The sequence below is a fragment of the Flavobacterium sp. genome (genome assembly GCF_024642105.1).
Taxonomy (GTDB): Bacteria; Bacteroidota; Bacteroidia; order Flavobacteriales; family Flavobacteriaceae; genus Flavobacterium.
Genome location: NZ_JAHEBT010000052.1, coordinates 324,131 through 348,993 on the forward strand (window position 1 = coordinate 324,131; position 24,863 = coordinate 348,993).

At 34.9% G+C, this 24,863-nt stretch carries 19 protein-coding genes and 1 pseudogene; 15 read left to right on the forward strand and 5 right to left on the reverse strand.

Going from position 1 to position 24,863, the window contains the following annotated elements; translation table 11 throughout:
* Positions 1-5: 5 nt before the first annotated feature.
* Both Q0L65_RS07035 and Q0L65_RS07040 read right to left on the reverse strand, forming a co-directional pair.
* Positions 6-1,346, reverse strand: coding sequence for a dihydroorotase (locus Q0L65_RS07035; RefSeq protein ID WP_296684798.1), 1,341 nt, complete (start codon positions 1,344-1,346; stop codon positions 6-8).
* 12 nt (positions 1,347-1,358) lie between these two features.
* Entirely contained in the window at positions 1,359-2,084 is a 726-nt protein-coding gene (locus Q0L65_RS07040) for a polyprenol monophosphomannose synthase (RefSeq protein WP_296684799.1), read from the reverse strand.
* A 105-nt stretch (positions 2,085-2,189) separates the two neighbouring features.
* On the opposite strand from Q0L65_RS07040, the gene Q0L65_RS07045 reads away from it, so the two are divergent.
* The 3 genes from Q0L65_RS07045 (at position 2,190) to Q0L65_RS07055 (ending at position 4,241) form a co-directional block, all read left to right on the forward strand.
* Entirely contained in the window at positions 2,190-2,861 is a 672-nt protein-coding gene (locus Q0L65_RS07045; RefSeq protein WP_296684801.1) for a DUF4271 domain-containing protein, read from the forward strand.
* A 12-nt stretch (positions 2,862-2,873) separates the two neighbouring features.
* Positions 2,874-3,623, forward strand: coding sequence for a uroporphyrinogen-III synthase (locus Q0L65_RS07050; RefSeq protein ID WP_296684802.1), 750 nt, complete (start codon positions 2,874-2,876; stop codon positions 3,621-3,623).
* Positions 3,624-3,770: 147 nt separating this feature from the next.
* On the forward strand, positions 3,771-4,241 hold the full coding sequence (locus Q0L65_RS07055; RefSeq protein ID WP_264534381.1) for an Lrp/AsnC ligand binding domain-containing protein: 471 nt from the start codon (positions 3,771-3,773) through the stop codon (positions 4,239-4,241).
* 105 nt (positions 4,242-4,346) lie between these two features.
* Here the strand turns inward: Q0L65_RS07055 and leuS are convergent, their stop codons facing one another.
* Positions 4,347-7,214 carry a leucine--tRNA ligase gene (leuS, locus tag Q0L65_RS07060; protein WP_296684804.1) on the reverse strand — a complete coding sequence of 956 codons (2,868 nt, stop codon included), beginning with the start codon at positions 7,212-7,214 and terminating at the stop codon, positions 4,347-4,349.
* Between the two features lie 196 nt (positions 7,215-7,410).
* Between leuS and Q0L65_RS07065 the strand changes: the two genes are divergently transcribed.
* Genes Q0L65_RS07065 through truB form a run of 4 tightly spaced genes read left to right on the forward strand, consistent with a single transcriptional unit; the run spans position 7,411 to position 10,065 of the window.
* Positions 7,411-8,286: a permease-like cell division protein FtsX gene (locus Q0L65_RS07065; RefSeq protein ID WP_296684806.1), complete on the forward strand. Its 876-nt coding sequence runs from the start codon at positions 7,411-7,413 to the stop codon at positions 8,284-8,286.
* Between the two features lie 40 nt (positions 8,287-8,326).
* Positions 8,327-8,572, forward strand: a complete 246-nt coding sequence (locus tag Q0L65_RS07070; protein WP_296684807.1) for a DUF3098 domain-containing protein — start codon at positions 8,327-8,329, stop codon at positions 8,570-8,572.
* Complete coding sequence (locus tag Q0L65_RS07075) at positions 8,573-9,358, forward strand: undecaprenyl-diphosphate phosphatase (RefSeq protein WP_296684809.1); 786 nt, start codon at positions 8,573-8,575, stop codon at positions 9,356-9,358.
* Complete coding sequence (truB, locus tag Q0L65_RS07080) at positions 9,358-10,065, forward strand: tRNA pseudouridine(55) synthase TruB (protein ID WP_296684810.1); 708 nt, start codon at positions 9,358-9,360, stop codon at positions 10,063-10,065. The genes Q0L65_RS07075 and truB overlap by 1 nt, the downstream gene beginning before the upstream one ends.
* Here truB and Q0L65_RS07085 read toward each other — a convergent pair.
* Positions 10,037-10,642 (reverse strand): thioredoxin family protein, encoded by a 606-nt coding sequence (locus tag Q0L65_RS07085; RefSeq protein ID WP_296684812.1) that lies wholly within the window; start codon positions 10,640-10,642, stop codon positions 10,037-10,039. The two genes, truB and Q0L65_RS07085, sit on opposite strands and share 29 nt — an antisense overlap.
* A gap of 158 nt (positions 10,643-10,800) precedes the next feature.
* Here Q0L65_RS07085 and pyrH point away from each other — a divergent pair, with 158 nt between their 5' ends.
* The 3 genes from pyrH (at position 10,801) to Q0L65_RS07100 (ending at position 14,748) form a co-directional block, all read left to right on the forward strand.
* Positions 10,801-11,508, forward strand: a complete 708-nt coding sequence (pyrH, locus tag Q0L65_RS07090; protein WP_296684814.1) for a UMP kinase — start codon at positions 10,801-10,803, stop codon at positions 11,506-11,508.
* An 83-nt stretch (positions 11,509-11,591) separates the two neighbouring features.
* Positions 11,592-12,155, forward strand: coding sequence for a ribosome recycling factor (gene frr / locus Q0L65_RS07095; protein WP_296684816.1), 564 nt, complete (start codon positions 11,592-11,594; stop codon positions 12,153-12,155).
* Between the two features lie 106 nt (positions 12,156-12,261).
* Entirely contained in the window at positions 12,262-14,748 is a 2,487-nt protein-coding gene (locus Q0L65_RS07100) for a DUF5686 family protein (RefSeq protein ID WP_296684817.1), read from the forward strand.
* Here the strand turns inward: Q0L65_RS07100 and Q0L65_RS07105 are convergent.
* Positions 14,737-17,007 (reverse strand): cation:proton antiporter, encoded by a 2,271-nt coding sequence (locus Q0L65_RS07105; RefSeq protein ID WP_296684819.1) that lies wholly within the window; start codon positions 17,005-17,007, stop codon positions 14,737-14,739. The genes Q0L65_RS07100 and Q0L65_RS07105 overlap by 12 nt on opposite strands.
* 190 nt (positions 17,008-17,197) lie before the next feature.
* On the opposite strand from Q0L65_RS07105, the gene Q0L65_RS07110 reads away from it, so the two are divergent.
* From Q0L65_RS07110 to Q0L65_RS07130, 5 genes and pseudogenes are all read left to right on the forward strand, one after another.
* The gene (locus tag Q0L65_RS07110; protein WP_296684821.1) at positions 17,198-19,618 is read left to right on the forward strand and encodes an MMPL family transporter; all 2,421 of its coding nucleotides are present in this window, start codon (positions 17,198-17,200) and stop codon (positions 19,616-19,618) included.
* A 160-nt stretch (positions 19,619-19,778) separates the two neighbouring features.
* Positions 19,779-21,212 carry an asparagine--tRNA ligase gene (gene asnS / locus Q0L65_RS07115; protein WP_296684822.1) on the forward strand — a complete coding sequence of 478 codons (1,434 nt, stop codon included), beginning with the start codon at positions 19,779-19,781 and terminating at the stop codon, positions 21,210-21,212.
* A gap of 35 nt (positions 21,213-21,247) precedes the next feature.
* A pseudogene (locus Q0L65_RS07120) lies at positions 21,248-21,637 on the forward strand (GxxExxY protein).
* A 35-nt stretch (positions 21,638-21,672) separates the two neighbouring features.
* Complete coding sequence (gene rpoN, locus Q0L65_RS07125; protein WP_296684824.1) at positions 21,673-23,139, forward strand: RNA polymerase factor sigma-54; 1,467 nt, start codon at positions 21,673-21,675, stop codon at positions 23,137-23,139.
* Between the two features lie 340 nt (positions 23,140-23,479).
* Positions 23,480-24,862, forward strand: a complete 1,383-nt coding sequence (locus tag Q0L65_RS07130) for a hypothetical protein (RefSeq protein WP_296684825.1) — start codon at positions 23,480-23,482, stop codon at positions 24,860-24,862.
* Position 24,863 lies beyond the last annotated feature (1 nt).

The window sequence follows — 24,863 nt, forward strand, 5'->3', positions numbered from 1 at the left end:
CCCAATTATCTATTAAACAGCAATCGTTTTCCAGCACGAATGTCTTTTACTTTAAAAGCGTTATATACCAATTGCCCATTGACAAATGTATGCGTAATTCTTGATTTAAAAGTAAAACCTTCAAATGGTGACCAACCGCATTTAGACAAAATATTTTCTTTTTTAACACTCCAAGGCAAACCTGCATTGACAATAACCAAATCAGCATAATAGCCTTCTTTGATGAATCCACGCTTTTCAATTTTGAAAATTTTAGCAGGATTATGGCACATTTTCTCCACAATCTTCTCAATACTTATTTTTCCTTGATGATACGCTTCAAACAAAGCCACTACTGCATGCTGAACCAACGGTCCTCCAGAAGGCGCATTCAGGTACGATTGTTGTTTTTCGGCTAATGTATGAGGTGCGTGATCAGTAGCAATCACATCTATCCTATCGTCTAATAGTGCTTTCCAAAGTGCATCCCTATCGGCTGCTGTTTTCACCGCAGGATTCCATTTAATAAAGTTGCCTTTGGTAGCATAATCGTCATTGGTAAACCACAAATGATGCACACAAACCTCTGCTGTAATTTTTTTGTCCTCCAATGGAATTTTATTGGTAAACAAATCCATTTCTTTAGCAGTTGATAAATGAAAAATATGCAAACGTGCTCCTGTTTTTTTTGCCAAAGCGATTGCTTTTGAAGACGAAAGATAACAGGCCTCAGCACTTCGAATCAAGTGATGTGCCGTCACTGGAACATCCTCTCCAAATTCTTCTTTGTATTGTGCTAAATTGTTTTTAATAGTCGTTTCATCTTCGCAATGCACCGCAATCAACATCGGAGTACTAGAAAAAATACGTTCCAAAGTAGCCTCATTATCCACCAACATATTTCCTGTAGATGAACCTAAGAAAATCTTGATTCCAGCTACATTTTTCGGGTTGGTTTTTAAAACCTCCTCCAAATTATCATTAGTAGCTCCCATCATAAACGAATAATTCGCAAATGATTTTCGGGAAGCAATCTCGTATTTTTCTTCTAAAATTTCTTGAGTAACGGCATTCGGAACCGTATTAGGCTGTTCTATAAAAGAAGTAATTCCTCCCGCTACCGCTGACCTTGATTCGGATTCAATATCTCCCTTGTGAGTAAGCCCTGGCTCTCTAAAATGTACTTGATCATCGATAGCTCCTGGAATTAAATAATTTCCTTCGGCATCAACAATTTTACATTCAGCAGATTTAGCACTAATCGTTTCTGCAATTTCAACAATTAAGTCGTCCTCAATTAAAACATCGCCCTCAAAAATCGTCCCTTCGTTTACTATTTTGGCATTCTTAATTAAAACCCTGTTCATCCTATCTTTTTCTTATAATGTGTTGACTAATCTTTTTAATCGTAGTGCAATAACGCCAAATACCGCTTCTACGATAATGGAATTACTCATTTTCGATTGTCCTTTGGTTCTATCAGTAAAAATGATAGGCACCTCGGTTATTTTAAAATTTTTACAAAAAGTGCGGTATTTCATTTCGATTTGAAATGCATAACCTACAAACTTGATTTGATCTAAATTGATACTCTCTAATACCTGTCTTTTATAACAAACAAATCCCGCAGTAGCATCATGAATTTTCATTCCAGTAATTAAACGCACATACACCGACGCAAAGTACGACAACAGAACGCGACTCAAAGGCCAATTGACCACATTAACCCCCGTAACATAGCGAGAGCCTACCGCTAAATCAGCATCACCAAGATGACACGCCTGATACAATTTTTCTAAGTCGTGAGGATTGTGCGAAAAATCAGCATCCATCTCAAAAATAAAATCATACTGATGTTGCATTGCCCATTTAAATCCATGAACATAAGCCGTACCCAAGCCTGACTTCTTAGTTCTTTTTTCCAAAAACAAACGCCCCGGAAATTCTGACTGAAGCGCAATTACTTTATCAGCGGTGTGATCTGGAGAATTATCATCGATAATTAAAACGTGAAATGGTTTGTGTTGCGAAAGCACTGTTCTAATAATGCTCTCAACATTCTCAATTTCGTTATAGGTAGGGATTATAACAATGCAATCATTCATATTTTTGAGTAATTTCACCGCAAAAGTAAGCTTTTTATGCCATTTGAGTCATAATAAAATTATAATAAAAAGAATGAAATAAAAAATTAGTAATTTTGTCACACTATGACTGAATACGTACTTCATCCCCGCATAACTGAGAATACTGATTGGGCAACGCTTTTATTTTTAATGTGCTTTGCAACCATTGCAATCACCAAATCGGTATTTGAAAATCGATTCAGCGATTTTGCTAACCTACTTTTTTCGGATAAATACAACAAAGTGTATCGAGAAAGCAGCAATTTAAAAAACGGATTTACGATAGCCTTATTTTTTGTTCAAGTCGTTTCGTTGGCCTTTTTTATCCAACTCGCTTTAAGCATTTATGGGTACGGGAGTAAAACAGATTGGATGCAATACATTCAAATTACCAATTTTTTACTTTTCTTCATTCTAGCAAAAGTATTGGTAGAAAAGATAATTGCAACCTCATTTCATATCGAAGAATTTGTAGAACAATTTAACCATCAAAAAGTAACGTACCGAACCTATATTGGACTTCTTTTACTTCCAATTAACATGTTGTTTTTTTATTTTGATCACATTTCAACTGCTCTACCCTCTGCTATTATCGCAATCGTAATAGTAGCTAACCTAATTACTTACATCATTTCCATAAAAAATTATCAAAATTTAATATTCAGTAAGTTGTTTTATTTTATTTTGTATCTTTGCGCTCTCGAAATAGCCCCTTACTATTTCATGTATTATTGGTTTACAAAAGGAATTGCTTAGAAAAAGTTAAATATGAAAGTGAAAACAATTTTGGTGTCGCAACCAGAGCCTAAAGTGGAGAATTCTCCGTACTTTGAGCTGCAACAAAAGCATAAAATAAAAATTGATTTCAGACCTTTTATTCACGTAGAAGGGGTTAGCGCCAAAGAAATTAGACTGCAAAAAATTGACTTAAATAATTACAGTGCAATTATTTTAACAAGTAAAAACGCGGTAGATCACTTTTTTAGAGTGGCCGAAGAAATGCGTTACAAAGTTCCTGAAGGATTAAAATACTTTTGCCAATCAGAAGCCATTGCATTTTACTTACAAAAATATGTGGTGTACAGAAAACGTAAAATATACGTAGGTCCAAAAGATTTTGCTGACTTATCACCTTTGATTAAAAAATACAAAGACGAAAAATTCTTGTTACCTGCTTCAGACCAATTGAATGCTGATATTCCTGTTACTCTAAACGGTTTAAAAGTAGATTGGACTCCAGCTACTTTTTACAAAACAGTAATGAGTGACTTGTCTGATTTAGCTGATGTATATTATGATGTGTTAGCTTTCTTTAGCCCAACAGGAATCAAATCATTATTCAAGAATTTTCCTGATTTCAAACAAAACGATACGCGTATCGCCGTTTTCGGAAGCACTACTCAAAAAGAGGCGTTGGATCACGGATTACGAATTGACATTATGGCTCCAACTCCTGGAACACCATCCATGACGATGGCTTTAGAAAAATACATTGCCGAAGCAAATAAAGGAAAATAAACTCCTTACAAATACAATTCAAAACCATCCTTTCGGATGGTTTTTTTATATACAAGAAACTCCTTCCTGATTAGATTAATTATATTTTGTGTATTTTTGATTTTCAATTCCAACTAAAATTCGCTTTTTAGTTACAATTAACAATCTATGAAAATCAATTCCCTACAAGTAGAAATAGACGGTATCGACAAAGAAATTTTGCGCGATTTAATGGAAGATGCGCGAAAACCCATTCTTCAAATCGCTAACAAAATTGGAATCTCAGGGGCTGCCATCCACCAACGTTTACGAAAACTAGAACAATCTGGTGTAATTTCAGGTTCCAAGTTTACCGTAAATCACAAAGTATTAGGTTACAATACGATGGCTTTTGTGGGAATCTATTTGGACAAAGCCGCTCGAAATTCAGAAGCCGTACGCGACTTAAAGAAGATTCCAGAAGTGCTGGAATGCCACTATACTACCGGAAATTGGTCTATTTTGATTAAAATCATCTGTTTGGATAACGAACACTTGATGCACTTATTAAATACCAAAATTCAAGCTATTGAAGGCGTTTCCAGAACAGAAACTTTTATTTCTTTAGACCAACAAATAGATAGGCAAATCCAATTGTAGGTTATTTAGTTATGGGCTGATTGGGTTATTTGAAAATAAAAAATCTGCGAATCTGCGGTTATTTTTGAACCACAGATTTGCAGATTAATTTATATCCTAAAATTTCTACCCTACTAAATTGATGATTTTTCCAGGTACAATAATTACTTTATTAGGTGTTCTTCCGTCTAATTGACGTAAAGTACGCTCATCTTTCATCACAATTTCTTCGATTTGTTCCTTGGTTAAATCCAAAGGCAATTCAATTGTAAAACGCATTTTTCCATTGAACGAAACCGGATATTCTTTACTGCTCTCAACCAAATGAGCTGCTTCAAATTCAGGAAAAGCTACCGTAGCAATTGAATCCGAATGACCCAATAAAGACCACAACTCTTCTGCAATGTGAGGTGCATAAGGCGAAATTAAAATTGCTAACGGTTCTAAGATTGCTCGTTCATGACAATTTTGAGTCGACAATTCGTTTACACAAATCATAAATTGAGAAACCGAAGTGTTGAATGAAAAACTCTCAATATCTTCTGCCACTTTTTTAATCGTCTTGTGTAACGATTTCAAATTCTCTTTTGTAGGCTCATTGTCTGTAACAATCAATCCGTTATCGTCAAAATACAAACGACATAGTTTTTTCAAGAAACCGAAGACTCCCGAAATTCCAGCTGTATTCCAAGGCTTGGCTTGTTCCAATGGTCCCAAAAACATCTCGTACAAACGCAAGGTATCGGCACCATATTCAGCACAAATCAAATCTGGTGTAACGACATTGTATTTGGATTTTGACATTTTTTCAATCTCGCGACCTACAATGTATTTGCCATTATCTTCTGTGATAAACTCTGCATTTGCATAATCTTCTCTCCAATTTTTAAATGCTTCGATATCCAACTCGTCAGAGCTATTAATCAAATTAACATCTACGTGAATCGGTTGTACATTTTGACCTTTAATTTGATTCTTAGAAACATACGTATTCGTTCCGTCTAAACGATACACAAACGCACTCATTCCCAAAATCATTCCCTGATTAATCAGTTTTTTGAACGGTTCTTCAGTTGGTGCAACCCCTTTGTCTTTTAAAAATTTGTTCCAAAAACGAGAATACAATAAATGCCCTGTGGCGTGTTCGCTTCCGCCAATGTATAAATCTACACTTTCCCAATACTTTAAGGCTTCTTGACTTGCAAATTCAGTTGAATTATGTGCATCCATATAACGCATCCAATACCACGAACTTCCTGCCCAACCCGGCATAGTGTTCAATTCTAAAGGAAAAATAGTCGTATTATTAACCAAATTCGTTTCAACGACTTTGTTATTTACACTATCCCAAGCCCAAACTGCAGCATTCCCTAAAGGTGGCAATCCGTCTTCGGTAGGCAAATAATTAGCAACTTCTGGCAAAATGATAGGCAAATGTTGTGCATCAATCATCTGAGGCAATCCATTGACATAATATACCGGAAATGGCTCTCCCCAATAACGCTGACGAGAAAAAACAGCATCACGCAAACGGTAATTGGTTTTCCCTTTTCCTTGTCCTATTTTTTCTAAGGCTTCAATTACTTTTTTTGTTCCTTCTTTGTAGCCTAAGCCATTCAAAAAGTCAGAATCTATTAGTTCAAAGCCGCCTTTATCTCCATAAGCCGCTTCTGAAATGTCTTTGTTAAAAATATTTTTAATGACTGGCATTCCGTTTTGACCTTTGAAGAAATTAGCAAAAGCATAATCTCTTTCGTCTCCACAAGGCACCGCCATTACTGCTCCTGTTCCATATCCTGCCAACACATAATCGCCTATCCAAACTGGAATAGGCTCTTTTGTAAAAGGGTGTTCAGCATAAGCTCCTGTAAAAACTCCTGAAATGGTTTTTACATCGGCCATTCTCTCCCGCTCGGAACGTTTTGCAGTTTTTTCAATATATTCCTCAACTGCTTGTTTTTGTTCTGGAGTCGTAATTTGCGCCACTAACTCATGTTCTGGAGCCAAAGTCATAAACGTAACTCCAAAAATCGTATCAGGTCTTGTTGTAAAGACCTCTATAGATTGCTTCGTTTCGCTCGCAATGACGTTAAATGAAACCATCGCTCCAACTGATTTTCCAATCCAGTTGCGTTGACTTTCTTTAATACTTTCGGTCCAATCAATAGTGTCTAATCCTTGCAATAAACGTTCGGCATAAGCTGAAATTCGCATACTCCATTGGGTCATTTTTTTACGAATCACTGGAAAACCACCACGCTCTGAAACACCATTTACAATTTCGTCATTCGCCAAAACGGTTCCTAATCCCGGACACCAATTCACCTCAGTTTCTGCCAAATACGTTAAACGGTATTGCAATAGTATTTTTTGTTGTTCCTCTGATGAAAAGGCTTTCCATTCTGAGGCAGAAAAAGGAGCAATGTTATCATCACAAACTGCATTGACATTCGTATTTCCTTCTTTTTCAAATTGTTCAACTAATGTGGCAATATCCTCTGCTTTATCTGAATTTTTATTGTACCAAGAATTAAATAATTGAATAAAAATCCATTGTGTATGCTTATAATAATCGGGATTAGAAGTACGCACTTCACGACTCCAATCAAACGAAAATCCAATTTTATCCAATTGTTTTCTGTATCCCGCAATTTGATTTCCTTCTTTGTCAACCCCACCATCAATATTGACCGAAGTAGTATCTTCTGGACGTTGTCCTGTTTGAATGGCATATTGTTCTGCCGGCAATCCAAAACTATCATACCCCATTGGGTGCAACACATTAAATCCTTGATGTCTTTTGTATCTTGAATACACATCCGAAGCAATATACCCTAACGGATGCCCTACGTGTAAGCCCGCTCCTGATGGATACGGAAACATATCTAACACATAATGTTTGGGTTTATCAGAATTATTTTGCGCTGCAAAAGTTTGATTTTCTGCCCAATACTTTTGCCATTTCGCTTCAATTTCGTTCGGATTGTATTTCATTGTATATTATTTTACCTCAGTCGTTACCTTGACTGAAAATAGGTTTGTTTTTAAATTAAAAATGAAAAAGTTGGTCTAACTTTTACAATTTCAGGTGCCAAATTTACGTTTATTGTACGAAAGTTAAAACTTTGAACGATATTAACTTTAAATAAAGAAATTCTTTATTATTTTTACCCCATAATTTTGACAAACTATGAGTTCTTCTTACGATAAATTTCAAAAACGCCGTTTAATTTCCTCTTATTTTTCTGTAGTATTAAGTGTATTCTTAGTCTTATTCTTGTTAGGGATGTTAGGGCTTTTCATTATTAATTCTAAAAAATTAGCGGACGATTTTAGAGAAAACATTGCGATGACAGTGTTTTTCAAAAATGAAGCTAACGATACGATTATTAAATCTTTTGATGCCGAATTAAAAAAAGCACCGTTTGCTAAAACTTTCGAATACGTTTCAAAAAACGCTGCTGCCAAACAACATACCGACATTATTGGAGAAGATTTTGTAACTTTTCTTGGTGAAAATCCATTACAAAATTCGTTTGACATTCACTTAAAAGCCGACTATGTGTACAGAGACAGTATTGCAAAAGTAGAAAGTCAATTGAGAAGAAATCCAATGGTTTCAGACATTGTATATGATAAACAACTAGTCAATTTAGTAAATGACAACATCAAGAAAGTGAGTATGTGGATCCTTATTATTAGCGGATTTTTTACCATTATTGCCGTTTTACTAATCAATAGTTCGCTACGTTTATCCATTCATTCCAACCGTTTTATCATCAAAACCATGCAAATGGTGGGAGCTACCAAAGCTTTTATCAGAAAACCATTCGTATTGCGAAGTGTACGTCTTGGAATGATTGGTGCTGGATTAGCCATTTTAGCTTTGATTGGAGTATTAATTTATTTGGAAAGTAATTTCCCAGAACTAGGACTACTTGACGACCAATTACTCATTGCTTTAGTCTTGATTTCTGTTTTTGGAATTGGTGTTTTGATTACTTGGTTGAGCACCTATTTTGCAACACAACGTTTCTTGAATTTACGAACAGACGATTTGTACTAACTAAACTTGAGGAGATTGCTTCGTTCCTCGCAATGACTTTATGAAAAACAATAGCGAACATAAACAAGAATTTCTTTTTGAAAAAGTAAATTATAAAATCTTACTGATTGGTATTACTGTAATTGCGTTGGGATTTATTCTAATGTCTGGCGGAGGAAGTGAAGATCCAAACGTTTTTAACGAAGATGTATTTAATTTCAGACGCATTCGTTTAGCACCTACTACAGTTTTAATTGGTTTTGGAATTACCATTTATGCTATTTTGAAAAATCCAAAAAAAACCTAAATGAATACATTACAAGCTATAATCCTCGCAATAATTGAAGGTATTACTGAGTTTTTACCTGTTTCGTCTACAGGACACATGATTATCGCTTCTTCTTTCTTCGGAATAGAACATGACGAATTCACTAAACTTTTTACAATTGTAATACAATTAGGCGCGATCCTTTCGGTAGTAGTGCTTTATTTTAAACGATTTTTCCAAACGTTTGATTTTTATTTCAAACTTCTTGTTGCCTTTATTCCTGCGGTAGTTTTAGGCTTGCTTTTCAGCAAAAAAATAGACGCCTTACTTGAAAATCCCGTTACTGTTGCTGTTTCACTTTTAATTGGAGGAATCCTATTACTGAAAGTAGACGATTGGTTCAACAATTCTCAAGAAACGGAAGTCACCTATTTAAAAGCTTTAAAAATTGGATTGTTCCAATGTATCGCCATGATTCCAGGTGTTTCTAGAAGTGGCGCTACAATCGTAGGAGGTATGTCCCAAAAACTAGCCCGTACTTCAGCAGCTGAATTTTCATTTTTTTTAGCAGTTCCTACTATGTTAGGTGCTACCGTAAAAAAATGCTATGACTATTATAAAGACGGATTGGTATTGTCTCATGAGCAAATCAATTTCTTAATTATTGGAAATATAGTTGCTTTTATTGTGGCACTTTTAGCCATAAAAACATTTATTGGATTTTTAAGTAGACGAGGCTTTAAACTTTTTGGATATTACCGAATTGTAGCCGGAATTGTGTTGTTAATCATCCACTTTTTCATTCATCCCTTGACTATTATTTAATGCAAGCAGACGATTTTTTGAATGGTCAAGTTCTTTTGATTGACAAACCGCTGACTTGGTCTTCTTTTCAAGCGGTGAACAAATTGAAATACATTTTAAAGCGTAATTTTGATTTGCCCAAAAAATTTAAAATTGGACATGCCGGAACTTTAGATCCTTTAGCCTCTGGCTTATTGATTATTTGCACGGGTAAATTCACCAAAAAAATCACCGAAATTCAGGCACAACCCAAAGAATACACCGGCACTTTCTTTATTGGAGCCACAACGCCTTCGTATGATTTAGAAACCGAAATCGATCAAACCTACCCTACCACACATATTGACGAGGCTTTAATTCACAAAACAGTGGAGCAATTTCTAGGTGAGATTGACCAAAAGCCTCCTGTTTTTTCGGCTATAAAAAAAGAAGGAATTCGCTTGTACGAGCACGCAAGAGCAGGTATTGAAGTAGAAATTGCATCCCGAAAAACGACCATTTACGAATTTGAAATCACCCGAATCGCTTTGCCAGAAATTGACTTCAGAGTAGTGTGTAGCAAAGGAACTTATATTCGTTCATTAGCATTTGATTTTGGAAAAGCAATGAACTCAGGTTCCCATTTAACCGCTTTGCGTCGCACTAAAATTGGCGACTACAATGTGCAAAATGCGATGACTCCAGAACAGTTTGAAAAATCTATTCTAAATCCTGAAGCAACTGAATAATTTCATTTTGCGTACTCACGCCTTTATCGTGCAAGTACCATAACTGTAATTCGGTTTTAGTTGTTTCGTCAATTACTCCAAATTTTTCTTTATACCTTTCAATCAAATCGATAGCTCCTTGAGGTCTTGGTCCCCAATCACCTACTACAGATCCCGTCGCTTTATCAATGACAATAAGTTTAGGAATAGCCTTGGTTTTGTTAGTCAAAAAATGACTCATCAAATCTTCATTTTCATCACGTAACACTAATTTCAACTCTATTTTTTGGTTAGCTTCTAATACCATTTTATTGAGAATTGGCAAAATTTGTGCCGCATCTCCACACCAACTTTCCGTCAGTACTATCCAAAGATAACTTTTGTTTAAAGTCTTCAACTTGGCACTATTTTCCTCTGTAATTTTTATCGTTTTATCCAAACGATGCATCCTTGCCTCATTCAATTCACTATAATGCGTACGTTCTTGGGTTTGTTCTACAGCGGTGGATTTTCCTTCTTTTAACAAATCAGCCATTAATTTTCTGTATTCTGGATACGAATGACTTCTGAACAAAGCCTGAGCAACAAAGGTTTTCACAGACTAAATTTTATATAGACAAAGGTAGCCTTTAAAAGAAAAAGAAAAAGTGACTTTTATTACTTAAGACTAAAAAAATCGTTTCAAATTATTTTTTAAAAACACTATTTCAAAAAATAAGAATATAACTATATTTGCATCAAATAACTCAACTACTCATGAAATACAATAGAATTCTTCTAAAATTAAGTGGCGAAGCTTTAATGGGCGATTTAAACTACGGAATTGACCCGAAAAGATTAGCAGAATATGCTGACGAAATCAAACAAATTCATGATAAAGGAGTTGAAATTGCCATTGTAATTGGAGGTGGAAATATCTTTAGAGGTGTTGCCGGTGTAAGTTCAGGTATGGATCGTGTTCAAGGCGATTATATGGGGATGTTAGCTACCGTTATTAATGGTATGGCATTACAAGGCGCTTTGGAAGACAAAGGAATGAAAACTCGTTTACAAACGGCTTTAAAAATGGAGTCTATCGCGGAGCCTTATATCAAAAGAAGAGCCGTTCGTCACCTTGAAAAAGGAAGAATTGTAATCTTTGGAGCGGGAACAGGAAACCCTTACTTTACAACAGACACTGCAGCTGTTTTACGCGGAATTGAAGTAAACGCTGATGTGATTTTAAAAGGAACTCGTGTTGACGGTGTATATGATTCTGATCCAGAGAAAAATGCTGGTGCTGTGAAATTCGACTACATTTCTTTTGAAGACGTGTTAAGCAAAGGATTGAATGTAATGGACACTACTGCATTTACTTTAAGCCAAGAAAATCAATTACCAATCGTAGTTTTTGACATGAACAAAGAGGGCAACCTAATTAAAATTTGCGAAGGCGAAAACATCGGAACTGTAGTAAATATTTAATAAAAAGACAAATAGACTTCTTAGATTGTTAGACCATAAGGCCTCAACAATTTAAATAATCTAAAAATCTAAATAATCTAAAAATGACTGAAGAAATTGAATTTATATTAGATAGTACCAAAGAATCGATGGAAGGTTCTATTGCGCATTTAGGGAAATCATTTTTAAATATCCGTGCTGGGAAAGCATCTCCTGCAATGTTAGGAAGTGTTTTTGTTGACTATTATGGTTCGGCTACACCGCTTTCTCAGGTGTCAAAAATAAGTGTCCCTGACGCAAGAACAATTACATTACAACCTTTCGAAAAAAACATGTTGCAAGCCATTGAAAAAGCAATTATGATTGCTAATTTGGGTTTCAACCCAATGAACAATGGAGATGTAGTAATCATTAGCGTTCCGCCTTTAACAGAAGAAAGAAGACGTGAATTAGCAAAACAAGCAAAATCAGAAGCTGAGGATGCCAAAATCGGAATTAGAAATGCACGTAAAGATGCCAATACCGAAATCAAAAAATTAGAAAAAGACGGAACTTCAGAAGATGTTTGTAAAAGTGCCGAAGATGATGTTCAAAATTTAACTAATGCGTACATCAAAAAAATTGACGAACTTCTTGTAGAGAAAGAAGCTGAAATTATGAAAGTATAATAAAGACTTACTATAAAATTAAAATCCGCCATACTGTTATGGCGGATTTTTTTATGTGTACTTTTGTAATTCAAAAATTGAACCTACTGAAAAACAGGCTTTTTTTATGAAGTACTTATATTGTATTCTTTTATTGTTCTCGCTTTCCATTCAAGCACAATTTCAGTGGAGTGGCATTGTTAAAGACGCCAGCAGTAATAAACCCTTGCCCTTTGCTTCTATTTATATCTCTACTGGAATGAATACTATTTCAGATGTTGATGGAAAATTTAATATTACAACATTAGCACCTATTAGCGAATTTACAATCTCTTACATTGGTTATAATAAAAAAACAACTCTTATAGAAAAAGGGAGATCATTTTATCAAATTTCATTATACCAAAACACAAATAATTTACAAGAAGTAATTATCCCCAGAGAAAATCCTGCCGTTGCCATTATTCGGAAAGTTATTGCTAAAAAAACACAAAACAATCCATTAAAAAAATTAGACAGTTTTGAATTTAAATGCTATAACAACCTCGTAATCACTGCCAATCCAGACTCTATAAGTTCAAAAATTGACACCATATCAATTCTTAAAAACAACATAAAAATTGACTCGTCAAATTATAAATTTAAAAAGACGGTACAAAAGCAGCACCTATTTCAAACTGAAAAAGTGTCATTATACCAATACGATGGAAACCAACTAAAAGAAACTATTTTAGGAACTAAAATGGCCGGACTACAGCAACCTATTTATGAAATTTTAGGTTTTAAACTTCAATCATTTTCCATTTATGATTCGAATTATGAACTTTTTGAAACCAAATACAATAGCCCAATTGCTAACGATGCTGTTAACGAATACAAATACCAACTATTAGATTCTATTGCTATTGAAGGTAGAAATGTTTATATGATTCACTTTAAAAACAAGAAAAAAAACAAAGCAACTGGATTAGAAGGCGTATTGTACATTGACAAAAATACTTTTGGAGTTGCTAAAGCTGTAATGCGTATCAAAGGTGTTTTAGACATTAGCGGGACGCACGAATTTAACTTCATTACGCAAAAACAAGTATGGTTTCCGTCGAACAAGATTTTTAAAATTATCAAAGGAAATAATGATGATGATTTAAAACTTTTAGGAGGAACAATACAATTTCAAGGAGATGCAGAAAAAGACTTCCAACCTCGAAAAAAAGAGGCTTCCGATTTTGTCTATTTGCTCTCAAAAAGCACCAATTTTGAACTTCAATTGAATCAACCTATCAAAATAAAAAACGGAGCCATTGCTCTTGAAATTAACAAAGAGGCAATAAATAGAACCGATGATTTTTGGAATAAATATCGCAAAGACAGCCTAGATATTCGAAGTCAAAAAACCTATGCCGTATTAGACAGTATCGCCATAAAGAATCAAATAGAGCGAAAAATTAGAATTGGCCGCCGACTTATTAATGGATTTTTTCCGGCTGGACCTATAGATTTAGACCTTAGAAAATTTTTTAGTTTCAATAACTACGAAGGATTCCGAATTGGCATTGGGGGAACAACCAACGATCGTTTCTCTAAAACGATTAAAGTGGAAGGTTACTCAGCCTACGGTACAAAAGACGGCAGCTTCAAATACAGTTTTGGGACAGGAGTCCAACTAGGAGAGCAAACCAACTCGTGGCTTGGGGTTTCCTATACCGATGATGTTCGAGAAATTGCAAGTACAATTTTCTCCATCGACAAAAGAGGTTTCAAAATTTATGACCCAAGACCTTTTAACATTAGTACTTTTTACAATTTTAAAAGCTGGAAAGCTTTTGTAGAAACCAAAATAATTCCGAAAACAGAAAGTGTATGGGAAATCGCGACTTCCAAATTAGAACCAAAGTTCAATTACACTTTTCTTTTAAACGGAAAAACCTATTCAAACTATGCCATGACAACCGCAATGGTTTCCTTAAAATGGAGCCCATTTAGCGATTATATGCAAACACCTACTGGAAGAGTTGAAGTAGAAAAACGATTCCCAAAATTTACTTTTCAATTTACAAAATCAGTTCCTAAAATTGCTTCAAATGATTTTGATTTTGGAAAAATTGACGTGAAAACTGAATATGAAAAAAAACACCTCAACGGACAAAAAACGAGTATACTTATCCAAGGAGGCTACGCTTTTGGAGAACTTCCTTTAACACATTTGTACAGCATCTCTCCAAATAACATTACTAAAGAAACTATTATGCAACGCATCACTTTTGCTGGAAAGAATAGTTTTGAAACTATGTTTTATAACGAATTTTTCTCAAGTGAATACATCCACTTTCAATTGAAACATGGATTCCAAAAAATCACACTTTTCAAAAAAGTCAAACCTTCATTTGTTTTTGTAACGCGAATGGCTTGGGGAAATTTAAAGCATCCAGAACGCCACCTAGGTTTGGATTTTAAAACATTAAACAAAGGATACTTTGAATCTGGTATTGAGTTAAACCAAATCTATAAAGGACTGGGGCTAGTGGGCTTTTATCGTTACGGACCTAACGGACTTCTAAAGTTTGAAGACAATATTGCAGTAAAAATAAGCTACATTTTGGACCTAGGGTTTTAAAATCAATACCGAGGGAACACCACTCAACCAAACACTTCGAGAGTCTACAAGTGCCTTCCAACTTTCTAGACTGATAATCATCACGTCTTGATTGGCTAAAAATTCTTTTTTAACGATTCTGTCTTCCATCAAATTAATGTTATTCGGATATTTTTGTTCCAAAGATTCTAAAGCACTTTGTACCACAAAATTAGTATGAATATCCCCATTGACGTCCAGTATTTCAACTTTCGAATTGTTATTGTAAATCAATTTTTGAGCGTAGTCCAACAAAAAAGAATCTTCAGATGTGAATATAGGAATAAATACCCTGTTAACACTTTGTAAATCTTTGTCAATTAAAATCCCTAAAGGCATTTTAGTCTTGGATATAATTTGACGCGTTCTTTCGTCAAAAGGAGAATTTTCAAACAAGCCTTCTTTTCCTGTGAACTTGTCTATCAAACGGTCTGGATTGATAATTCGGGTAGTAAACCCAATCACTTTCCCTAAAATAGTACCTTCAAAAATAGATTTCCCTAAGCCTACTAATAACAAATCATAATCGCCTTGATTAGCTACATCAGCAATTTCAGTTTCAATATCCATAGTGGCTTTGAATAGCGTATTGATTTCTTGATTCAAGGATTTAGATTCTTCTAAAATAGGTACAAAACTATCTTTCTCTATTTCTTCTGTATTGAACGTGTGCATTTCATCGCTTAAGTACAAATGCATCGCAGTAATTGAAGCTGATTTTTTTTGCTTCTTCGTCAAACTGTTCGCTAAACGCAATAGTGACTTGCCTTTTTCATTATTACCAAAAGAAATTAAAACCTTATACTTATTATTGTTTACTACAATTTCAGGAGTAACAGTCTCTTTATTTTTAAAAATAAAATTGATAAAATCAAGCGCGGGACCTGTCATAAAAGTAGTAACCAGAGCCATAATTACCATCATTGTGAATACCTCTGGTGTTAGTACTTTCAATTCTAAACCAATGTTCAACACAATCAATTCCATTAATCCCCTAGTATTCATCAAAGCACCAATAGTTAAACTATCAGACCATGATTGTCCAACAAATTTCGCTGCCAAAGCACTTCCTAAAAATTTTCCAACAACAGCTACTAAGATGATAAACCCTGTCACTTTCCATAAATACGGATCATTAATCAGGCCTATTTCTGTTTTTAAACCTGTAAAAACGAAGAACAAGGGTAGTAACAAAATCAAAGAAACATCTTCCACTTTTTCTATAAAAATCGTTCTGAACTTAGGCACATCAGGCATAATAGCTCCCGTCATAAAAGCCCCAAACAAAGCATGAATTCCAATCACTTCGGTAGCATACGACGAAATAATCAAAGTAAGAAAGAATATAGCAACAACCGGTTTTACCAAGGTATCTTTTGTGCCATACAACTCCCCAATACGTTTCAAGAAAGGCTTCACTACCAACAACATTACTAAAACATACAAGGCGGCTAACCCAATTATATATAAAGAACTAACAAACGTTCCCGCTTTAACAATAGCAATTACAACAGCCAATAAACACCAAGCCGTAATATCATCGGCAGCAGCACAAGTAATAGCTATAGCTCCTAATTTGGTTTTATGAAGTCCTCGCTCTTGAACAATTCTAGCCAAGACAGGAAAAGCAGTAATACTCATCGCAATGCCCATAAATAAGGCAAAAGATAAAAATTTAACCCCTTCAGGCGCAAAACGATTATAAACAAAATAGGACAATCCAATCCCCAATGCAAAAGGGATAACAATACTCGCATGGCTGATGACAACCGCTTCGTTCGCTTTATTTTTAAGTACTTTTAAGTCTAATTCCATTCCAATCACAAACATGAAAAGAATTAGTCCTATCTGACTTAAAAATTTTAAATTTCCTAAAGATTCAACAGGAAATAATGTGGATGAAAACTCCGGAAAATACATCCCTAATAACGAGGGACCTAATACAATCCCAGCGATGATTTCTCCAATCACAGTAGGTTGTCCAATTTTTTTAAAGACCCAACCAAAAAAACGAGCTACAATAATAATAGTCACGATTTGGGCCAAAAGAATGGCTAATGGATCTTGTAGATTATGTATCATAGAGTCTACAAAATCATTCCAAGAACCGTTTTCACTAGCCGTTTTTACAATTGATTTATTAAGCTCAAGAAACTTTCCTTCCCTTATAATCCAATATATAAGCGCACTAAAACCTCCTGTTACAGCGATATAAAATGCTCCGTTTTTATAATTTTTCATACCTCTTAAACCTACTTTATCCTTTACAAAGATGTAGAAATCAAATATAGCAATTATAATAAGAATACAAATAGTAACCTAAATTTAATCTTACACTAATTACACTACAAAAAAGAATAAAATCACTCCAATCAAAACAAAGAAAATCGACCCACTTTGTCTACCTTTGCATCGATTAAAAAACAAATTAATGATCAAGTGGTTTAGTTTAGGTTTTTGGGAGTTGTTTGCCCGAATTGTACTTAGAAATAGGATTTTAATGCTATCAGTCGTGATAGTTATAACAGGATTGTTAGCTACACAGTGGAAAAATATTCATTTCACCCACACTGAAGCCAATATGTTACCCGATGATAATGTGGTCAATATTGAATACAATGCGTTCCTAAATAAGTTTGGCGAAGAAGGAAACCTCATCATCATTGGAATTAAAGACGATGCGATTTTTACACCCAAAGCGTTTGCCTCTTGGACCCGTTTAATGAACCAACTTAAAAAAGACCAGGCGGTCGATTTAGCCATTTCAATTAACGATTTACAACAACTACAACGTAATGATTCTTTAGAAAAATTTGAATTAGTTCCTTTTGTTGATTCCAAAAAAACAGTAAACAAAGCTTATCTCACTCAAATAAAGAAAAAACTTTTTACCGATTTGCCTTTTTACGAAGGACTTCTTTTTAATAAAAAATCAGGTAGTATTCGTTCCGCTATTTATTTGGATAAAAAAATCGTGAATACGCCAGCACGAAAAGACTTTGTGCTTGAACGTTTGGTTCCTGCCGTTGAGGCATTTGAAAAAGAAACCCATATTGATTTGCGTGTTTCAGGTATGCCCTATATTAGAACCTTAAATGCCGCGACTATTGTGAAAGAAATTGGGCTATTCATAGGCGCCTCATTATTAGTTACTTCATTACTTTTCTTTTTCTTTTTTAGAAGTTTTAGAGCCACTTTAATTTCGATTATTATTGTAATTATTGGGGTAATGTGGTCCTTTGGATTCTTAGGTCTTTTCAATTATGAAATCACAGTGTTGACCGCATTAGTACCTTCGTTAATCATTGTCATCGGAATTCCGAATTGTATTTTCTTAACTAATAAATACCACCAAGAATACAAAGTACACGGCAATAAAGCCAAGGCATTACAACGTGTTACCACTAAAATCGGAATGGCTACCTTAATGACTAATGTAACTACCGCCATTGGTTTTGCGACTTTTGTTGCGTCTAACAACCAGCTCTTATTGGAATTTGGAGTAGTTACTTCTATTAATATTATTGGGCTATTCTTTTTGTGTATTATTGTTATCCCTATTTTTCACAGCTATATTCCCGCTCCAATAGACCGACACATCAAACATTTAGATCGTGGTTCTGTAAAAAACTTTATGGACTGGATATTACGCAATGTAAAATACAATCGCTTTTCGATTTATGTAGTGGCAATTGTGTTGCTCATTTTTGGAATTATCGGGGTGTTCCAAATGCGTATTTCGGGCAGTTTGATTGAAGATATGCCTAAAAAAGAACCATTCTTTGAAGATATTGTCTTTTTTGAAAAAGAATTTGACGGAGTAATGCCTTTGGAAATTATGATTGATACCAAACGCAAAAAAGGGGTAATGAAATTATCCACGCTCAAGCGAATGGAAGAATTGGAACAAACCATTGAGGAAATTCCGGAATTGTCTAAAACGATGTCCATCGTCAATTTAGTTAAATATTCTAAACAAGCCTATTATAACGGCAATCCCGAATACTACGAATTACCTACTTCGCAAGAGCAAGCGTTTATTTTATCGTATGCCAAAAATGCGACTAAAAACAACAAAGACAATCTGATGAAAAGTTATGTGGATTCTACTGGACAATATGCTCGTATTACCACTTTTATGCGTGATGAAAACGGGGGTAAAATTCCTGAAATTGAAGCCGAAATAAGAAAAGAAGCCGACAAACTTTTTCCGCCCGATCGCTATCATGTGACAATCACTGGAAAAGCCTTGGTGTTCCAAAAAGGAACTGGCTATCTTTTAGACAATTTACTTTCGTCCTTGATTTTTGCCTTTTTCCTAACGGCGCTTTTGGTGGCATTTATGTTCCGCTCGTTCAAAATGGTCTTGGTTTCTATCATTCCAAATTTATTGCCTTTGTTGTTAACTGCTGGAATTATGGGCTTTTTGGATATTCCGTTGAAACCTTCTACCATTTTGGTTTTCGGAATTGCGTTTGGACTTTCGGTTGACGACACGCTGCGATTTCTGGCTCAATACCGCGAGGAATTAAAGAAAAACAATTGGAAAATTCGCAAGTCGGTCTATGCTACATTTAACGAATCTGGGCTGAGTATGTTCTATACTTCGATTGTGTTGTTTTTTGGATTTTCGGTATTTATGTTGTCGAGTTTTGGAGGCACCATTGCGTTAGGTGGACTTATCTCTTTGACTTTACTATTCGGAATGTTGTCCAATTTAATGTTGTTGCCGGCATTGGTATTGACGTTGAACAAGACATTGGCTAACGAACAGGAATTCATAGAACCTAAGATCGATATTATTGAACATTCTGACGAAGAAATAGACAATCTCGAAAAGCAGGAACGCTAGCCCCGATAGAAGCAGCATCCTTTTTTTAGGCTTCCAGCCTTTAAAAGGCTGGAAGCCTAAAAAAAGATATAGCGGATAGCGGGAAATAGCTTCTATAAAAAAACAAAAACAATTATATTTGCAGCTTATAAAGCTGATTTTTAATATCAATACCATAAAAATGAAACATACAAAAGTTAAAGACTTACTAAACAGTACAACGACACTTCAAGAAGTAAATGCAAAAGGATGGGTAAGAACTTTTAGAAACAATCAATTTATTGCGTTGAACGATGGTTCGACTATCAACAATATTCAGTGTGTGGTGGATTTTGAAAACACGCCTGAAGAAACCTTAAAAAGAATTACAACAGGAGCTTCAGTTTCGGTTACAGGAAGTTTAGTAGAGAGCAAAGGAGCTGGACAGAAATACGAAATTCAAGTTTCAAAATTGGAAATTTTAGGAGACTCGGATGCAGAGAAATTTCCGATGCAACCCAAAAAACACTCGTTGGAATTCTTGCGTGAAAATGCGCATTTAAGAGTAAGAACCAATGCCTTTGGAGCCATTATGCGTGTGCGTTCGGTATTAGCACATGCGGTTCACACCTATTTTCAAGAAAAAGGATTTGTGTATGTAAATACGCCAATCATTACTGGTTCAGATGCAGAAGGTGCAGGCGAAATGTTTAAAGTAACCGCCTTGCCTTTTGACAACACGCCAAGAAACGAAGAAGGAAAAGTTGATTACAAAAAAGACTTTTTTGGAAAAGAAACGAACCTTACCGTTTCTGGGCAATTAGAAGGCGAAACCTTTGCGATGGCTTTGGGCCAAATTTATACTTTCGGGCCTACTTTTAGAGCTGAAAATTCGAATACGTCTCGCCACTTGGCTGAATTCTGGATGATTGAACCTGAAGTAGCGTTCAATGATTTAGATGACAATATGGACTTGGCCGAAGATTTTATTCAGTATGTAATCAAATACACGATGGACAAATGTCCAGATGATTTGAAATTCTTGGAAAGTCGTTTGTTAGACGAAGAAAAACAAAAACCACAGGCTGAACGTAGCGAAATGGCTTTGTTAGACAAATTAAACTTTGTGTTGGAAAACAATTTCAAACGCGTTTCTTATACCGAAGCCATCGAAATTTTAAGAGAATCTACTCCCAATAAAAAGAAAAAATTCAGTTATATCATTGACGAATGGGGTGCCGATTTACAATCAGAACACGAGCGTTATTTGGTTGAAAAACACTTTAAATGTCCGGTAATTTTATTTGATTATCCAGCGAATATTAAAGCGTTTTACATGCGTTTGAACGAAGATGGAAAAACGGTTCGTGCGATGGACATTCTTTTCCCAGGTATTGGAGAAATCGTAGGGGGTTCGCAACGTGAAGAACGTTACGATGTTTTGGTCGAAAAAATGAAAGCATTGGGTATTGACGAAGAAGAATTATGGTGGTATTTAGACACCCGTCGATTCGGTTCTGCAGTACACTCTGGTTTCGGACTTGGATTTGAGCGTTTGGTGTTATTCGTAACCGGTATGACTAACATTCGTGACGTAATTCCTTTCCCAAGAACACCAATGAATGCAGAATTCTAAATTTCTTGCCACAAAGTCGCTAAGCCCCCAAGCAAATGGAAGAAAGAATAGAACAAATTGCAAAGAACATTGTTCATTGCGCTTATAAAGTACATAAAGAACTTGGACCTGGATTACTTGAAAAGGTATATGAAATCTGTTTGGTACATGAATTAGAAAAATGTGGGTACAACGTTAAAAGGCAAGTTGAAATACCAATAGTGTAAGACGGCATGACTTTTAAAGAAGGCCTAAGATTAGATATTATAGTCGAAGATGAAATCATTATTGAAGTCAAAGCAGTTGAATTAGTCAATGCGGTTTGGGAAGCACAAATTATTAGTCAATTGAAAATTACCAATAAAAAACTTGGCTTTTTAATTAATTTTACTGTGCCTTTAATCAAAAATGGCATCAGGCGATTCATTAATAGTAACAAAAAATAAACCTTAGATTCTTAGTGCCTTTGTGGCAAAAAAATATGCTAAAGCAATTCCTAAATCTCAAATTATCCCAAAAATTATCTCCTCAACAAATTCAGTTGATGAAGTTAATTCAGTTGCCTACGCAAGCATTTGAGCAACGTTTATTGGAAGAAATGAACGAAAACCCAGCGCTCGAAGCAGGAAAAGAAGAAGAGGAATATGTAAAAGACGAGTTTGAAACGGAAGACTATGACGATTATGATGATGCCGAATCAGAACGCATCGATGCCGAAGAAATCAACATAGACGATTATCTAAGCAACGACGAAACTCCCGATTACAAAACACAGACCAATAATTATAGCGATGACGATGAGGACCATGATGCGCCTTTTGCGGCACCGATTAGTTTTCACCAAGATTTAATTAACCAACTCAATACGTTTATCCTCACAGAAGCCGACCGAGAAATCGCGGAATTCTTAGTGGGAAGTATTGACGACATGGGTTACATTCGAAGAAGCATTTCGGATATTGTGGATGATTTGGCCTTTACACAAGCCGTTTACACCGATGAAAAAACCGTAGAACGCCTCTTGCACGTGATTCACGAATTAGAGCCGTCTGGTGTGGGCGCGCGCGATTTACAAGAATGTTTGTTGTTGCAACTCAAACACAAAACACCTACGGAATACATCGAATTGGCTACTGATATTATCGAAAATCAGTTTGATGCGTTTACCAAAAAACATTACGACAAGCTCTTACAGAAATATAATGTTTCTAACGACCAACTGAAAAAAGCGATTCACGAAATTGAAAAACTGAATCCAAAACCAGGAGGTTCTTTCACAGGAAACACTAAAGTAACCGAGAACATTGTGCCTGATTTTGCTATTCGAATTGTAGAAGGCAAATTAGAATTGAGTTTGAACGGTCGAAATGCCCCTTCCCTACATGTTTCTAGAGATTACCAAGAAATGTTGCAAACATACAAAGTCTCGAAAGACAAATCGAATCAACAAAAAGAAGCAGTTCAGTTCATCAAACAAAAATTGGATTCGGCTAAATGGTTCATCGATGCGATTCGCCAACGCCAAGAAACACTTTTTGTGACCATGAATGCGATTATGCATTACCAAGAAGAATTCTTTTTAGACGGAGACGAAACCAAATTAAAACCGATGATTTTAAAAGACATCGCCGATTTAGTAGGTTTGGATATTTCGACTATTTCCCGTGTAGCCAATAGTAAATATGTGGAAACGCCTTATGGAACCAAATTGATCAAAGAGTTTTTCTCTGAAGCGATGAAAAATGACCAAGGCGAAGATGTTTCGACCCTAGAAATCAAAAAGATTTTACAAAATGTCATTGAGGAGGAAGACAAACACAAACCCCTTCCAGACGATCAATTAGCGGAAATTCTAAAAGAAAAAGGCTATCCAATTGCTAGAAGAACGATTGCAAAATACCGAGAGCAATTGGATATTCCAGTGGCGAGAATGAGGAAAAAGATATAATTTTTTTATTACAAATAAAATCTTTATGTTTGTAAGGAACAAATGAAAGCTTAAATAATTTTAAGCTAATTATCAATCCTAAATCTACCCCCAACTATCCATGAAAAATCCATAGTTTAAAATCCGTCAATTAGAATATATCTATAAATTCTAATCGCTACTCTTAGCAAAAAATCAAAAAAAAATTTCAGTTTATTATTCATATTAGTTTACACATAAAATAATGAATAAGGCTTTTTGTATGCAAAAAAATTAAACTGAAAAGGTCGGAGTAAACTAACCCAAACTCTAAAATCTTCGCCCCAAATGGCTTGTTAAGCAAAAGAGAGATTTAACAAAAATGAAACAAATATTCATATCAATATTCTTATGTTCTTTTTTATTTTCATGTACTTCCATTGAAAATTTAGAACCAATGGAGAATGCTACAAATTTAGCACCTAAAGACAGTATCAAAAATGAAATTTCTATTTTGATTGGAAAAACAATACTTGACAAGAATGCTAGAAAAGAATTTCTAGAAATAACATCAAATATTACTGATAATCGTAACTCGATATCTTTAGCAGCACTTCTAAATTCAAATGAGAATTTATCAATTCATGAAAAAAGAATGATAACTTCAAAATATCAAAATAAGTCTATGCCTACTTCATATTTTAAGGAAAGATTCAACAATATACTCAACACAGAAAAGAAAAACACTCCTGCAATTAATAATCTAAAAGAAAAAAAATCGATTACTAGCAAAGGTGTTTCTTCTTTATTAAACATCCTAGCAAAAGAAAATTTAGAAATTGTTGTGCCTTATCTTGAGGATTTTGACATGGATTCTAATAAAGAAATATCTGTCACTTATGACCCCGAAGTAAGAGATGATTGGAATTTTGGTAATAAATTCGAATTCAATGATAACGGAGAAATAGTGTCTGGAAAACAAGTAGTAATAAATGATGATTATGCATATCAAAATAATACACTCTTTGTTAGAAGTATTCCAGATTATGTTTTAGAAGACAGAGTTTATGTAGCCCCTATGCCTAATGTGACAACATCTATTACGAGTACGGATCCATATATAACCCCAGGAAGCCAGTTTTGGCTTACTCAAAACGTTGACCACACAAAAATATCGGAAAAAGATGTGTTATTGGTAACAATTCCAAAAATCAGAATGAATGGGCATCTCGGAAATATGTTTACTTCTAATCTGATTAGTATTGTTCGTGGTTCTGGAGACATTGCAACAAATTCAGATCCAAATTCAGGATTTTTAGCTAATTCACACGACGTAATTTCTTATTTTGAAATCAGCAAACACAATGCAAGAAATAATATATGGACAGATTTAAATGCAACATTTGATGGAGATTGGGATGTTCATGAAGCATCTCAACAAATTGTATTCATGAATCACAAAAGAAATGCTTACAATGACGAAGATTCAAAATTATCTGCAACTGTAGCAATTGGTTATGACAAGACCACCAATACCATAACATACGACCCTAAATTCAATCTGGAATGGAAAATGAATAGTAAGAAAAATTCGAAAATTCGATTTCACTCCGAGTTAAGCAGAAAAGATGTTCTATCCCATCTATTTGGAGACTTTTTTGGAAATAAAGTACAAACTGATGAAAGTGTTAACCTGCCATATTCAATCCGATCCGCTGGAATGTTTCAATATTATTTCAAAGTACATTTAACTAAAATTGACTAAA